The sequence below is a fragment of the Aquimarina aggregata genome (assembly GCF_001632745.1).
GTDB classification, from domain to species: Bacteria; Bacteroidota; Bacteroidia; order Flavobacteriales; family Flavobacteriaceae; genus Aquimarina; species Aquimarina aggregata.
Window position 1 is genome coordinate 246008 of record NZ_LQRT01000001.1, and the last position, 14994, is coordinate 261001.

The following is a 14994-nucleotide window of genomic DNA, read 5'->3' on the forward strand; positions in this document are numbered from 1 at the left end:
TATTATAGTATTAAATAAGATTTCATGAATGCATAGCATTTTGAAACTTCATCATTCACTAGACGTGAAGTCGCTTAGCAGGCGGACATAACAAACCAATATTTACCCAATCTCTAATGGAAATCCAACTCACTCGAGTCATTAACCCCTAACAGTCTTCACTCCTGTTTTCTTTTACCTATAGGTCTTGTTAAATAGTGAACTTGTCAAGGCTGTGATCACCACCTATTGGCTTTCCTTTCCACTATGTTGACGTAGTAGGAATTGAACCTACATCACCTCGGTTAAAAGCCGAGTACTTTATCCTATTAAGCTACACGTCAATGTGTTTGGTTTTCAAAATATCAATGAACTATGGCAATAAAAAAAGACGCCTTGTTCGGGCGTCATTTTATATATATGATGTATGTATAAGCTATGTTCTTATAATCATCTTCTCTATAAAATAGACACCTCTTATGCTCTTATCAGAACAATATCCCCTCTGCTTGGTAAAGAGTCGATTTAAAATATGTTGAAAATTATTCGGTATCATTTTTATACGTTTTATCCTATTAACAATAGTGCGATCTTGATTATTATTTTTGTTTTGATTGCGATGCAAAGATGAAAACTTTTTTTAAATCTGCAAACATTTTTTAATATTATTTAATTGATAATCAGTGCTTTATGTTTAAAATTAGATATAAGAATCCCTGTCCGTTTTTCAACGGATATTGGATGTTTTGGCAATCGTCTGTCTCCCTGATGCTTACTTTCCAAATACTAATCTTTATGTGCTAATTAACCTTTGTTCATTATTTTAAAAAAAATTCATAAAAAAAGCGTCCAATTTCTTGGACGCTTGCTATTTATAGTAGTTTTCTAATTTATATCATCTCAAAAATGATTCAAATAGTTACATAACGTCCTGTTTCGAATGGATAATCTATTAATCCATCGATAGTCACACTGGTTAAACAGTGATTTCGGTGCGGTATGTATTCTATTTTGTGTCATTTTGTTATACAAATATTTGTTATTTATAATTTAACTTCCAAATTTATTTTTGAAATTGGAATCTTTTTTTGTTTTCATTATTAGATATTAAGCCTATTATTTCTAAGAAATGTTAACCTCCAACTCTAAACTCTAATTGTCCTTCTAACCCTTTTATATTATCATTGATAATAGGTTGAATCCATTTTGGTCGATCTGGAATGTTTCCTTTTTTTACTTTTGATTTCCATTGATCATCATCAAATATTTCTCCTATAAACTCATGATATGAAAATATAGAACCTCGAGAAATATAATATTCTCCATTTATGGGAACTATCACATATATATCATCTGCATGTCCAACCGCCACATTTAGATTGCTCCTTTTGTAAGAGTAGACATCGGCTATAAGTGCCATTGATTTCTCACGTTCGGAAAGATGATCTGTTTCTAACAGTCCAAAAAGAATATATTCTATAGTTCCGCCCACATGATGTAATTCATCATAGATTTCACTTGAAACAGTTTTTCCTTCTACTTGTTGATACGCTACTAATCTCAATTTCTCTCCTAGATCTTTTATTTCTTTTAATTCGGAAGCAAAGGTTGAATCAAACTTGGAAATATTTTCCAACCATTTAACTAGTTCTAATGCAGTATCCCAGAACCTTAAATTAGGTTCTACATAACTATAATGTTGTGGAGGTTCTGGTCCTCCTCCCTGTCCGGACTCTGCGGCAAATGGTTTTTCTTGATACAATATCAAATCATGTTTGATATGAGCCCAAGATGCTAATGCGGTTGACAACTCTTTTCTATTATAGGCATTGGTTTTCATATAATCCGGATAACGGTCATCTTCTGAAGTTGCCTGTAAAGCAGTTTGAACCCCTTTATAACCATAATTGTTGTCCCAATCTTCGAACTTATAAAATTGTTCTTGTAGACTAGATAATCTTTCATTAAACTCTGACCATTTATCGCCGTATTTGTATTCGTTGAAAAGTATTTCTTCAGCAGTTTTGTTATTAAATACAGCTGGAAGATCCAAACCATTAGGAAAAGGACGTTTAGAATTTAGATCATCTACATGCACTAATCTGGAAAAAATTTCTCCGGTGATAGAATATGTACTCGATAAGAAAAATAGTCTTTTAATTTCTTTTTCTTCATTTCTAAATTCTTTTCCAAATACTCTTTTTACTCGTTCTTTATCAAAGCCATCTAAATACGTTATAATTTTATTTACGTTAGTATCTGATAACGTTTCCTCCAAATTAGTATCTCCTAATGCTTGAATAAGGTTAGACATGGAGAGATTATCTTCTTGCCCTGCCAATTTTTCTATAATAGAAACATATTGTTGGTATTTCTCATACAGGTTTTGATCACTTTTTATAGCATACGCCATTGTTATTAGCCCTTTGAGTTCTTTTTTATTTTTAATGTTGATCCCATTTAAGCTAATCCATTTAAACCCTTTAAAATATTTTTTAAGCGTGTCACTTTTGGTATAATGTCCTCTTGGTTTTAGTTCTTTATAATTAACCAATATATTTGGGATAAAACTTGGTTTTCCCTGAATTAGGTTTATCGCTTCTTTTTCTGAATCAAACTCGAGAGCATAATCATCCGGAACAACATATTTTTTTTCTCCCATTGCATATTGGGCGGTAGCGGTATACATCTGCGCCCATTCTAAGGAAGATTTAAGGTTTTTATTGTCTTCACTCTTTGCTAGTGCTGAGAGTTTATAAGATGCTTCTTCTAGTATCGTTTTTAATTGCACATACATGAAATTTTCATCAAGTTTTTCTAAACTCGTGGAGAAATATTTATGTAGTATAAACAAGTACAAATCTGTAGTAATATAATGAGGAATGTATTCATAAGCATTTTCATCATAGGTATAAAAGGGCATAGATCTATTGGCTTCAAGAATGCTAAAATTTTGATTACTAAAATCATTCTGAACTTTTTGTGGAATTTCTTTGAACTGCTTTTTATTCACAATGAGATCGGCATTGTATAATTCTAATCTATTCTTATCCGTAATTGTTTTAAGTTCTTTTCTTTTCTCCTCTTCTTCTTTAATTTTACTAATCAATTCTTGTTCTTCTTCTGAAAGAATAACTTCAAAATCATCTACATCAAATATTGGCATGTACCATTTTGAGCGATTAAAATGACCTCTCAAAAAAGCATCATCAAACAAATGTCCATTTCGAGCATAGATTTCGTTACGTAATAAGCGCAACTCATCATATGATAAAACTGATAAATCTTCTGGGAATTTTTTAGGTTCCCATATCTGATATTTCATGTCTTGCCACTCATAAAACTCTTGGATATGAGGGATTTCATAGTACTTTTTTAAATATCCTTTAGCCCCATAATCGACTGAAACAAGCTCTGATGGTGGCTGATCCATTGAGGATTGATCTATTACTTCGACCTTTTTTTGTTCTTTTTCTTTTGGGGGTGCTGTCTTTTTTTTGCAATTAGTTATTATTGATACTGATGCCAGAAAAAAAATGATTTTATAAATTTTCATCTATTTAATTTTTATCATAAGGTTGGTTGATTTCATTTATTGGTTAAAGCAAATCCAAAGTCATCCCATTTATAGATTCTTTGATGTTTTTTACCTTTTTTATCTACTTCTATAGTTTGTAGGTAATTATATCGATTTTTGGTATACGGGCTAAAACTATCTACATCATCGATAAACTTTGTCCCCAACCATAATGGACTAAGACGCTTTTCTTTATAGCTATATATATTTAATCTCTTTTTTTCTTCTTGATCAAAGTGTACTTTCTTTTTTATTCCTAACAAAATATCTATTATCCCATTATTATCGATATCAGAAAAATGCATTTCTGATAGTTCTCCAAATAACCCAACAGTATTAGATCGAGAATTTGGTGTATGAACTGTTAAAACCTTCTGTCCTGATTGCATCTTTTTTATGGTTGAATATATAGTATCTTTTGTAGATACCCACAAGGTGGTTTCTTCTTTAAAATCTACCATTTTCAAAGGTTTCAATATCCAACTTTCTTTATTTTGTAATGCACAAACTCCATTTGAAAATGACAAGTATTTTTTGAGATAAGAAAGCTGTTGATCTTTATTGATATGAAAGGGGAAATATCGTTTCAATTCAATAGGAATCAAATTAACCTGATCTATTTGATCCGTAACTTTTAAACTTATAGTATATGATATATTGGTATTTGGTAAATAGGCATCTGCGATATAATTACCTAAGCTGTAAAATACTGGTACATCATTAATAAAATCAATGGTTTGAACAACATGTGGGTGATGTCCAATAATAGCATCTACACCCAAATTTACTAGATCAACAGCTAGTTCTTTTTGCCATTTTTCTGGAGTATACTGTAACTCAAGCCCCCAATGAATATACAACACCAAAGGTATTTCTGGATGATTTTTCTTGAAGTTAATAACACTACTTTTTAACTTCTTTATAGAAGAAATACATAAGTTTTCATTATACGTAGTAAGCGAAGCACCTAAAATAGCACAATTATACTCACCTTTACTAAGTATCTTAGGGTTACAAGTATTACCCAAAACATCAAGATTGTTTTGAGATAACGCCTCTACCGTATCTTTAAATCCTTCTTCATAATAATCATAACTGTGATTATTGGCTATTGATACGTGGGTAATGCCACTTTTAGCTAATAAGGAAGCATATTTGGCTTCTTGGCTAAAGTTAAATTCATCACGCTGGCTAGCTACTTGGTTAGTAAATGTTCCTTCATAATTAACAACAAGAAAATCTTCTGATTTTGCTTTGTAAAAAGCTTTAGTTAGTAATGAATCCCCATGAAGTGTTACTTGATCTTTTACTCCCCGATCTAAAATCACATCTCCCGTAAACATTATACCTAATGAAGAATGCTCATTTTGACAAGAAAAAAATAATGCTGTAACTATCAATAAAAACTTCACTTTTTTCAACCGAAATGTCTTTTTAAATTTTAGAAATAAAACCTATTCAATATAGCTAATATAAATTCTAAATATCATATTGTCCAGAGTATTTTTTTAAGAGAAAATATTTGCATTTAAGAATTGTAAAGTGATTTTATCCTTATTATATGTTCGGAAATTAGGTATTTCTCATTTATCGTATTTTTACAATACACACTATTTCTTTATTCTGCAAGGTGGATTCTTTTGCCAATCACCAGTCATGATACACCCCTAAGGTGATACTTCATTAATTTCGTTACTTCAACCATATTCATCTATTTGGTTTCTAACGGTTTTCAGCATTTTTATAGCACTTGGCAATTCGGTAACATCAATTTCATTTACAAAGAAATGAATACCCAAGCATTTTCTTTCAACATTTCTGGTGATAATTCCTTTATGAAACGTTCTTCAATTTTAATCCTCTTTGTATTCAAACTAGCCATAGATCCTCTGGATCCATAATGAATAACCATCATAGTATTTCCTATCTTTCTGGATTTTCCAATAAACAAAAAGTGATTCCTATCCCCTTGAATACCTAAATAAAATCTTAATTTTTGGTATAAAATTGACAGTTGTGCTCTTAGGGGAGGTAATTATAGAATTACCCTCTTTTAAGGTTTTTGGTGCAGACAAAATACTACAAATCAATCATAGTTTTTCTAGCTTAGCAAAACCTACTGTCTTTCTATAATTATCGGGAGAAACACCTACTTTCTTTTTGAAAAACCTACTAAAATAAAATTCATCATCATAACCAAGACTAGCAGCGATTTGCTTCAAAGGTTTTGAGGTTAAATATAATTCACGTTTAGCCTCTATAACAATTTTATTAGAAATTAATGTGCTAGGTGTTTGCTTCAAATATTTTTTCACAATTCCTGCCAATGTTTTAGTACTAACACTCAAAATATCTGCATAATCTTTAGGAGAGTGCAACTCACAATAATTATTCTCAATAGAATCTACTAAATTTTGTAAGATTTCAGATTGACCATCAGAAAATTTTGGTACTATATCTTTATCAAATTGTTTTTTCTGTCTCACTGCTTCTATTAAAAATACTTTTAAAAAAGCCACAAGAACTTCATGTTGAGCTATAGAATCTCTATCCATCTCTTTTGAAATTTGGTCTATGAGATTACAAAATAACCCTTCTTCATAAATTTTAAAATGCGGTAATCCATGATAATTGTTAAAAAGAATGCCTTCTGTTTCAATTTCATTTTGATGTCTATATGTACAAAAAAAATCTGGATGAAAATTTAATAACCATCCTGAACAAAATTCATCAGAAGTAATCATAAAAGGTTGATAAGGCGACAAGCAAATCATCTGGTCGCCTTGCAATTGATAATTAGAAAGGTCTACACTTAATTTGTAATTGTTTCCTTTTAGTAAAATGATAGAATAATAATTTTTTCTCTGCAAATGGTCAAATTGATTAAGATCTTCAAATCTTTCTAGTCTAAATGCTAGTTCACCATTTTGATTATCAACAATAATTTGAGCCATAAGAATTTCTTTATTTAACCATATTTATTAAAAAGAAAGGAGTGTAGCAAGCACTCCTTTCTAAAAATAACAATTATTTCGAAGCTATAATGTCTATTTCTTGAATTGCTGATGCTTCAAAACCTTCCAAAAGAAACGGTGCATTTTTCATAAGTGCTGCTGCAACTTTCCCTGATAAATGAGCATTTCTACCAGAATCATCTGCAAAGGTGTCAAAGATTGCATAAGTAGTTGCATCTATTTTTACTGCATACCAAGATAAAGTCTTTGACTCATCACTTACTAATTGTTTGCCAACATTAAGGAAGTTTTCTACATCTGTTGTCTTTGTGTCTTTAGATCTCATAATAACAAGGAAACCTTTGTTTTGTAATCCAGACTTATGATTAGTCGCTAGCACATCTATTGTTTGAATATCTGTACTAGGATTAAAATTCTCTAATAAATCACTTGCATTTGCTAATAATGCTTTGGCAACTTCACCTGTTAAATGTGCTTGCCTTCCTTCTTCTATTTCAAAAGTATCAAAGATTCCAAAGGTATTATTATCTATTTGAAAGGCAAACCAGGATACCGTTAGCGGCTCTTGGTTTACTAATCCTAATCCGCCAAGTAAAAAATCTTTTACATCTTTTTCTTTTCCTGGTTTAGCTTTCATCGTTACTAGTAATCCGATTGTTTCTTTTTTTTGGTCGCTCATGTTAGTATTCTTTTTAATGTTAGAAAATGTTTGAAGTGTACATCCTAGTAAAAAAACTAGGAGTGCTAATTTTAATGGGACTTTAGTTTTCATCTTTTCTTGTTTTTTGTTACGGTGCAAATTTGAGGCGAAACAAAGGACTATAGAATGGATGTTCTTTACTAATGCATGGATAATTTTCAAAAAAATACTATTAAATCCAGTAAAAGATCTGTGGTAATATAATTTTCTAACTAGCTAATGTAGGTCAATACCAATAAACAATTTAGTATACTGCTTTCACATAATTGTTATGATATACACCAGTCTCTGAGTATTAACCCCTCCTAGAATAAAACATATTTAATAGTTTAACTATGCCTCAAAATTTCACCATGTTAGTAGCCAAAATATTTAAGGTTTAAGTTTGTATTAAATATTTATAATATAATCTTCAAGTGATTCTTTTGTAGTAAGGTTCATTTTTTTTCTTAGTCTGTAGCGAGCTTTTTTAACTCCCTCTGGAGATATATTAAGAAACTTACTTATCTCTTTTGAAGAAAGGTTAAGTCTTAACAAGCAAATAAGTCTTAGCTCTTTTGAAGTAATAGAAGGAAACCTATCGTTTATTTTTTTGTAAAAACCATGATGGGTTTCTTCAAAAAGTTCTCTAAAAAGTTCCCAATTCTGATCTTCTTTTTCATCAAAATTTATAACCTGTAGCACCTTGCGATACGGATATACATTTTCACCTGGTGTGTTGCATAAGTTTGTTAATTTTTCTTTGACGTTATTAAGGGTGTTATTTTTTCTTAGCAAATGAAGTGTATTGGCGGTTAACTCTTTATTTTTTCGTTTCACCATTTCCTCTAATTTTCGTTTTTGCTTATTTTTTTTTCTTAATTTTTTCCCACCTACAAGCAAAAAAGCAATACAAACTAACCCCAAAATTATTAATGCCCCAATTTGTTTTTGTTTCGTTTTAGTACTTTTTTCGAATTGCTTAATCTTTAAGTCTTTTTCGTTGGATTCATATTGAGCACTCAGTTCATAAACCAGCGTTTTATTTTCTAACTCTTGTATAGAATCTTTCAATATTGCCAATTTTTTAAAATATTCAAGAGCAACAATGTTATTGTTTTTTTCTTCCGCAGCAAGCGCCAATAGATGATAGGTATCCATTTTTGCTCGTAAAAAACCATTTTTATGTGTATATTTTAATGCCTTTTGTGCATAAAAGACTGCTGAGTCCGTTTTTTTTTGCTTTAGAAAAAGTGTGCCCATAGAAATATAGGTGTACGCTTTTCCTAGCTTGTACATTTTTTTATTGGAATTCAATTCCTGTACGGCTTTTTTTTGATAGTAGGTAGCTTTATCCGGCTGATTTAACTCGTAATAGATCTCACTTAACATGGATAATGCATAAGAACTATTAGATATTGGATATTTGTTTTTATAAATTTCTAATGCTTTTTCATAGTGTTTAATGGCATTGTCATACTCTTTTAATTCTTTGTAACACCATCCTAAATTTTGATGAATAATTAATATGAATTTAAAATTACCTGTTTCTTGAAAGACTGATAAAGACGATTTAAAATAGGGTAAAGCTTTTCTATATTCTTTTTTTATAGATAGAATATCCCCTAATTGAAAGTTTGAATGTGCTATTCCTGTTGTAATGTTAAGTTGTTGATAGATTTTTATGGAGGCTAAGGATTTCTTAGTTGCTACGCTTAGCTGTCCCAATCCTTTATAAGCAACTGCCATAGTTTGGAGGGATTTTGCATAAGAGAGGGAATCATTCTTTTTCAAAAACAACGCTCCAGATTCCTCAAGTACAGTGATTCCTTCAAGATAATTTCCTGAATAAACGTGGGTAGCAGCAATTTGATGCAGTGCAGAAGCCTGTCCCCAAATATGATTTGATTTTTTATTAATCTCTAACGCTTTCTCAAAATATTTTAGAGCAGTATCATACTCATCCTGATAAAGGTAAACCTTACCCAAAGAATTGTATGAACCAGCTATTTCTCTAGGATTATTATTTTGTTCTGAAATAGCTAATGCCTTCATTATATATTTCTTTGCCAATAAGGGTTTTGATATAGCATATTGGACTCCTAAATCATTAAATGCCTTTACCAGGGTTGTATCAGCTACTGATTTACGGTGTATAACTTGTAAAAGGCTATCCACAACTTTATCATTTTGTGCGTTTGCAAGAACACAAATAAAAAAAAGCCAAAAGAATATGAAGGTTCTAAGAAACATTTTTAGATTTTTTAAATCAAGTTAAATTTTGTTTATACATTAGATAATTATAGTTAACATTCTCCCAGACTTAGAATCAGTTTAAAAGTAGAAAATCCGTGTTGTTTTCAAGGGAAATAGAGTAACGAACTAACTTGGTCTCTTATTATATTGCATTTTTTTTAATATTGTTTTAATACTTGAAATTCATCATAGGTTAAAAGCCATTTGCCATTTATTTGTTCCCATTTTTCTTGATAGATTTTGCCTTCACCTATATTCATGCTCCATTGTGATGATAACGTTGCACTTTTATCCGTTTTAACTTTAAATGTTGGATTATGATATGTTAAGTTTTTAGTACCATCATTAATCAATTTCGTCCAAAAATCTTCAATTACTTCTTTTCCTTGAATAGAAGTAAATGGTACAGCATTCATAAAAGCATTTTTAGCATATCCATTTCCACAAGCCTTATTATCTCCTGAGTTAAATGAATTGGTCCACTTAATAGAAGCTTGTATAACTTCTTCTAAAATTATATGATTTGCGACAGGATTTGTATCATTTTTAATTGGTGTTTCAAATTTCTCTAAAACCTCAAAATCATCATAAGTTAAAAGCCATTTACCATTTATTCGCTCCCATTTTTCTTGATAAATAATGCCTTTTCCTAAATTCATACTCCAGTTTGCAGATAAAAATGCAGTCGTTTTATTAACTACTTCGATGCTTACATTTGTATAAATTAAATTCGTGGCCCCAGAAGAGATGAAAGGCTTCCAAAATCCAGAAATTTCTGATACCCCTTTTTTGATTCCAAATGGCATAGCTCTCATTATTGCTTTTGTATCATATCCTTTTATACAAGCTGCAGCATTTCCTGAATTAAAATTCATAATCCAATTTTTACTGGCATTTAACACTTCTAATGCTACTTCGTGATGTGATGTAGGTGTATGTGCTACAAAAGATTGTTTAATTTGGTTTTTTTCAGTATCCGACTGTTGCCCGCAAGAAATTAAGTTTGTCATTAATACTGCGACTGTAATTACTGTTTTAATACTTTTCATTTTCTTTATATTTTAATTTAATACAAAGGAAGAAGTATTTAAGAATAATTATTTGTGACTTTTGGCACAACAATAAAAAAATTATTTTAAAATTTGAATTTCTTTTTGTCTTAGGTTTAGTTTTCCGTTAGATTCTAATTTTTTTAGCAACCTAGAAATAACTTCTCTAGTTGTTCCTAATTCTTTTGCTAATTCTTGATGTGTTTTTTTAACAACCGTATCATTTGCTTTGGAGACTAAGTAATCAAATAGTCTATCTTTAAGCGGTTGAAATGCTAAATTTGAGTATTGATTAATAAGATGATTATAACTTTCTCTATACGTATTCGTGGTAAAAGAGTTCCAAGACTTGTATTTAAAATTCCAATCTCTAACAAATCTCACAGGTATATTTAGGATAGTACAGTCTTCTTCTACCACTGCATTTACCGTACTCTTACAATCTTCAAAACAAGCTGAAAGCGACAAAGTGCAAGCTTCTATAGGATTTAAATAATAAATAAGAATTTCACGTTCTCCATTTTCTTGATATACCCTTACTTTTCCTTTTAAAACAATTTTTAAAACTTTAATGTATTGATTGTTCTTTATTATAATATCATCTTTTTTATGTATTGTTATAGATGATTTTTCTTGAAGTTCGTCTTGAAGTTCTAATTCTGTAATTCGTAGCTGATTTATGAAGTTATTTAGCATTATCTTAGATGATTCAAAATGCTCATAAAGATACATAGTTTACAAAAGTTAACCCGAAAAATTCACGGTATTTGTTTGACTTAAGGCATAAAGTGCTAACTTTAAATAACAAACCAAAGAATTAACACTTTTGATCACACCCAAAAGGGAGTATTAAAATACAGTGTTTTATGTATTTCTGTTGATTTCTCTTCGGAAGAAATACATTCTGATAGTGCTATTGTTTTATTAGAAAAACTGGAACATAGTCATAAGGTCATCAATTATTTCAGTAATCTGATTCTAGATAAGCATCATTCTCTTTTGATCACTCATAGTATCCATAAGCTAGTGAAATATCAAGTAGTTATACTGATACGGGGTTATGACGATTACTATGATGTATTGCATCTACAACGCGATCCTTTGTATAAAATATTCTGAAAGGTGATTTAGCCTATCAGCCTACTTTGTCTAGGTATGAGAATAATATAATTTAGCATACTACTTTTTCATTATGTTCTGATTTTTTTCTCGTTATAACCAATTGTAGCGGATTCTAGGAGCATATATCTAGGCTGTCCCCCCTTTGTCCACCCTCTATTTTTGTGAAAGATCAACCTGATAAATATGTTTGTAGCAAAACTTTAATACACTGGAAAAATAAAAAGTTTTCTAAAAAAAGATAAAAATTAAAATCGAACATTAAAAAAAACAAAAATGATCCGTATTAAAACCCACAAATCAATTTTATGTATTCTGTTTTCTCTAACTCTTTTTTCTTGTGATTCTGATTCTAATCCAGAAAACAATGAACAAGTTTCTCAAGAAGTACTAGTTACCAAAGAAAAATTAGTTGGAAACTGGAAATTGGTAAGCAGCACTATTGACAATAAAAATGTTTCACCATCTGAATTCGAATGCTTAAAAAATTCAACAGCTACTTTCAATCAAGACGACACCTATGAAGTAACTTTTTTAAAACTAGGGAGTAATTCTACAACTCTTTGTTCTCGAACAGTTACACAATCTGGAACCTACACCGTTGTTGGTTTGAACAGAGTCACTTTTTTTAACTTTGATTCTGAAATCGAGCTGATTGACGATACTTTACAGATTACTTCCAAAGTTGCCAATGGTAATGAACAACAAGATCAAATAGACATTTTTATTAGAAGTGACAATTCCGAATTAGGAGAAAATCAGGAAGAAACAGATAATGTGGAAACAGATAACCAGACAGATGAGGATAATAATGACGACACTTTTGATGGAACCGAGGTAATTCAAAATATATTAGGAAAGTGGAAAATCGACTCTGATAAAGATTGCCTTCAAAAAAATACAATAGAGTTTAAACCTCAAAGTATTTTTGAATTTATTCAACATAAAAAAACCTTTAATCGTAGAGATTTGTTAGACTATAATGTAAGTGTGAGTTATCCTTTACCAGAAAGTATTAACGCAACAATTATCAAAGGAAATAGCACGGTTGTTTTTGATACCAGTGCAGAATGTCAATTTATTAAAACGAGTACTCTAGAGTATATTGTAAAAGATGAAAAGACCATAGCACTTAAAAATATTTCAGGAGTCAAACTTTTGCTAGAAAACAACAATACCATTAAGCTTATATACACATTCATAGATAGTAATGCCAATGAACAGGTAAGAGAATTTGTTTATAGAAAGCTATAAAATTAGTTCGTTTATACATCAGTTATAGGAAGAAAATGGAGGGTTTACCTCCATTTTTTTAATATCCTTAATAACATCACGTACTCCTAAAAGAATCAGGTATAACAAAATGCACCGCAACCTCTATCTTAATACTAAAATAATTAGTTCCTTATAAGGAACTTAACACATAAAAACATAACTTATTTGTATCGTTCATTAATGATACTTTTATTGCCATTTTTAAATAAGCTATGCAAGGAAATACTCCCCAAGAATCCTTTGAAGGTCTATCTATTGATATTTCTAGGTATACTAACAATTTCAAAAAACAAAAAAATAGTAGAATCCAACAAAACAAAAAAAGTGCCTGTAAAGTATATTTCTAAAATTAATCAACTACTATAAAAATGAAAAACAACATTGATAAAATAATGTTGCTTTTAATATACCTTCCCGTTTTCAAAGACTACCCATAACTATCTCATTTTCTGATAAATCCCATATATAGGAACCATAATCGTAAAATAACCATAGAGATAGCAGTGGAACCCCATGACTCACGACTAACTTGTTTTTAGCATAGTACCTTATAAGCAATGCTTTTTTATAAAATAAACGTAAAAATTGCACCCCACCAATATCCCCTGCCAGTACTTAAATAGCTATACAATGAAATTGATATTTACACTTGCAAACGAAAATAACCTATTAAAAATCAATAATTTATTCTTAGCAGCGGGAACAGGATTAACTCCCTATGGTCGTTGGCCCTTTTAAGGAACCTTGCACAAAGAAAACCAATGATGCACTGCATCATATACCTTTTTTATACCCGAAAACCTGATGCTATGCTTCAGATTTTCGGGTATAAAAAAACCAGTTGCTTTCACAACTGGTTTTCTTCGTAGCGGGAACAGGACTCGAACCTGTGACCTTCGGGTTATTAGGCTAGATCAACCTGAAGTTAAAGCACTGTTTATAAGCATTTTGATTTTTCACCATCTTCCAAATGGCTACAAATGAATACAAATCGGTACTTACAAACGGTACTTTTTAGTGAAGTACCGTTTTTTAAATTTTTATCATAGTCTCAACTAATTACTAAAAGTCAATTTAAACTCTTTCAAATGAGTTTTTAAATTTAGATTCATTATTCACTATATTTGAACCATGGCAACCGCTGAACAAATAAAATCTTTACTTCAATCTCACTACAAGAATGATAATGAGAGATTTACCTCTATTGCATTACAAGTTGCTGCTCACGAAGCAAGGAAAGGAAATATGTCAATAGCTAAAGATATTAAGTCTTTAGTTGACAAATCTAAGTCAGGTGGATTTAAAGTTATTAAGCTAAATAAAGATATTAGTGATTTAGTCTTAGTTTATCATCCTGAAAATCGACTGAATGAATTAATTCTTTCAAATGAAGTGAGTAATAAACTTCAAAGAATACTTGAAGAATATAAACAAAGAGATAAAATTCAAAAGTTTGGTTTAGACAATAGAAGAAAAGTTTTATTATCGGGTTTACCCGGAACAGGAAAGACTATTACAGCCTCTGCTATTGCTGGTGAATTGAAACTTCCATTATACGTCATAATGATGGATAAGTTAATGACTAAATATATGGGGGAAACTGCATTGAAACTTCGTCAAATTTTCGATATGATGGTTTCAAATAGGGGTGTTTATTTATTTGATGAATTTGATGCAATTGGTGCTGAAAGAGCAAGAGATAATGAAGTTGGTGAAATGCGAAGAGTTCTAAATGCTTTCTTGCAATTTATTGAACAAGATACTTCAGATAGCATCATATTTGGTGCTACAAATAATATTAAGATATTAGATTCAGCATTATTTAGGAGGTTTGATGACATAATACACTACTCAATTCCTAACAAAGAAGAAATTAAAGAGCTTATTCTTCTAAAGTTGTCTAATTTTTTAGGTAAATTTAATTTTGATAAGGTCATTACGGTAGCTAAAGGTTTGAGTCATGCTGAAATTACAAATGCTTGTAATGATTCCTTAAAAGAAATTATATTAACCAACAAGAAAGTAATTAGCCAACAATTGTTAATCCAAATGTTGCAAGATCGAAAGGCTAATTATTCGTAAGAA

At 30.4% G+C, this 14994-nt stretch carries 11 protein-coding genes and 1 tRNA gene; 3 read left to right on the forward strand and 9 right to left on the reverse strand.

Features of this window, described 5'->3' with window-relative positions:
• Window positions 1-249: 249 nt before the first annotated feature.
• From AWE51_RS01045 to AWE51_RS01080, 9 genes are all read right to left on the reverse strand, one after another.
• Window positions 250-323 (reverse strand) — tRNA-Lys (locus AWE51_RS01045).
• A 788-nt stretch (window positions 324-1111) separates the two neighbouring features.
• Window positions 1112-3535, reverse strand: a complete 2424-nt coding sequence (locus tag AWE51_RS01050) for a DUF3160 domain-containing protein (protein ID WP_066308219.1) — start codon at window positions 3533-3535, stop codon at window positions 1112-1114.
• Window positions 3536-3567: 32 nt separating this feature from the next.
• A complete protein-coding gene (locus AWE51_RS01055) occupies window positions 3568-4968 on the reverse strand; it encodes a CapA family protein (protein ID WP_232517321.1) in 1401 nt (466 codons plus the stop codon).
• A 365-nt stretch (window positions 4969-5333) separates the two neighbouring features.
• A complete protein-coding gene (locus tag AWE51_RS26320) occupies window positions 5334-5471 on the reverse strand; it encodes a hypothetical protein (RefSeq protein ID WP_157765993.1) in 138 nt (45 codons plus the stop codon).
• Window positions 5472-5646: 175 nt separating this feature from the next.
• Window positions 5647-6510 (reverse strand): helix-turn-helix domain-containing protein, encoded by an 864-nt coding sequence (locus tag AWE51_RS01060; RefSeq protein WP_066308224.1) that lies wholly within the window; start codon window positions 6508-6510, stop codon window positions 5647-5649.
• 73 nt (window positions 6511-6583) lie between these two features.
• Window positions 6584-7303, reverse strand: a complete 720-nt coding sequence (locus AWE51_RS26825; protein WP_198403782.1) for a putative quinol monooxygenase — start codon at window positions 7301-7303, stop codon at window positions 6584-6586.
• Window positions 7304-7621: 318 nt separating this feature from the next.
• Window positions 7622-9463: a tetratricopeptide repeat protein gene (locus AWE51_RS01070; protein ID WP_066308227.1), complete on the reverse strand. Its 1842-nt coding sequence runs from the start codon at window positions 9461-9463 to the stop codon at window positions 7622-7624.
• 161 nt (window positions 9464-9624) lie between these two features.
• The gene (locus AWE51_RS26000) at window positions 9625-10515 is read right to left on the reverse strand and encodes a hypothetical protein (RefSeq protein ID WP_082832263.1); all 891 of its coding nucleotides are present in this window, start codon (window positions 10513-10515) and stop codon (window positions 9625-9627) included.
• A gap of 81 nt (window positions 10516-10596) precedes the next feature.
• Window positions 10597-11211: a Crp/Fnr family transcriptional regulator gene (locus tag AWE51_RS01080; RefSeq protein ID WP_198403783.1), complete on the reverse strand. Its 615-nt coding sequence runs from the start codon at window positions 11209-11211 to the stop codon at window positions 10597-10599.
• A 174-nt stretch (window positions 11212-11385) separates the two neighbouring features.
• On the opposite strand from AWE51_RS01080, the gene AWE51_RS27205 reads away from it, so the two are divergent.
• From AWE51_RS27205 to AWE51_RS01090, 3 genes are all read left to right on the forward strand, one after another.
• Complete coding sequence (locus AWE51_RS27205; RefSeq protein ID WP_394332225.1) at window positions 11386-11634, forward strand: transposase; 249 nt, start codon at window positions 11386-11388, stop codon at window positions 11632-11634.
• 276 nt (window positions 11635-11910) lie between these two features.
• Window positions 11911-12888, forward strand: coding sequence for a lipocalin-like domain-containing protein (locus AWE51_RS01085; RefSeq protein ID WP_066308232.1), 978 nt, complete (start codon window positions 11911-11913; stop codon window positions 12886-12888).
• A gap of 1152 nt (window positions 12889-14040) precedes the next feature.
• On the forward strand, window positions 14041-14991 hold the full coding sequence (locus tag AWE51_RS01090; RefSeq protein ID WP_066308234.1) for an AAA family ATPase: 951 nt from the start codon (window positions 14041-14043) through the stop codon (window positions 14989-14991).
• The last annotated feature ends 3 nt before the right edge of the window (window positions 14992-14994 follow it).

Bases quoted from the DNA above. Each gene is read 5' to 3' on its own strand.
- AWE51_RS26000 (WP_082832263.1), bottom strand. From the start codon at position 10,515: ATGAAAAGTATTAAAACAGTAATTACAGTCGCAGTATTAATGACAAAC.
- AWE51_RS26320 (WP_157765993.1), bottom strand. From the start codon at position 5,471: ATGATGGTTATTCATTATGGATCCAGAGGATCTATGGCTAGTTTGAAT.
- AWE51_RS26825 (WP_198403782.1), bottom strand. From the start codon at position 7,303: ATGAAAACTAAAGTCCCATTAAAATTAGCACTCCTAGTTTTTTTACTA.
- AWE51_RS01050 (WP_066308219.1), bottom strand. From the start codon at position 3,535: ATGAAAATTTATAAAATCATTTTTTTTCTGGCATCAGTATCAATAATA.
- AWE51_RS01085 (WP_066308232.1), top strand. From the start codon at position 11,911: ATGATCCGTATTAAAACCCACAAATCAATTTTATGTATTCTGTTTTCT.
- AWE51_RS01090 (WP_066308234.1), top strand. From the start codon at position 14,041: ATGGCAACCGCTGAACAAATAAAATCTTTACTTCAATCTCACTACAAG.
- AWE51_RS01070 (WP_066308227.1), bottom strand. From the start codon at position 9,463: ATGTTTCTTAGAACCTTCATATTCTTTTGGCTTTTTTTTATTTGTGTT.
- AWE51_RS01080 (WP_198403783.1), bottom strand. From the start codon at position 11,211: ATGCTAAATAACTTCATAAATCAGCTACGAATTACAGAATTAGAACTT.
- AWE51_RS01060 (WP_066308224.1), bottom strand. From the start codon at position 6,510: ATGGCTCAAATTATTGTTGATAATCAAAATGGTGAACTAGCATTTAGA.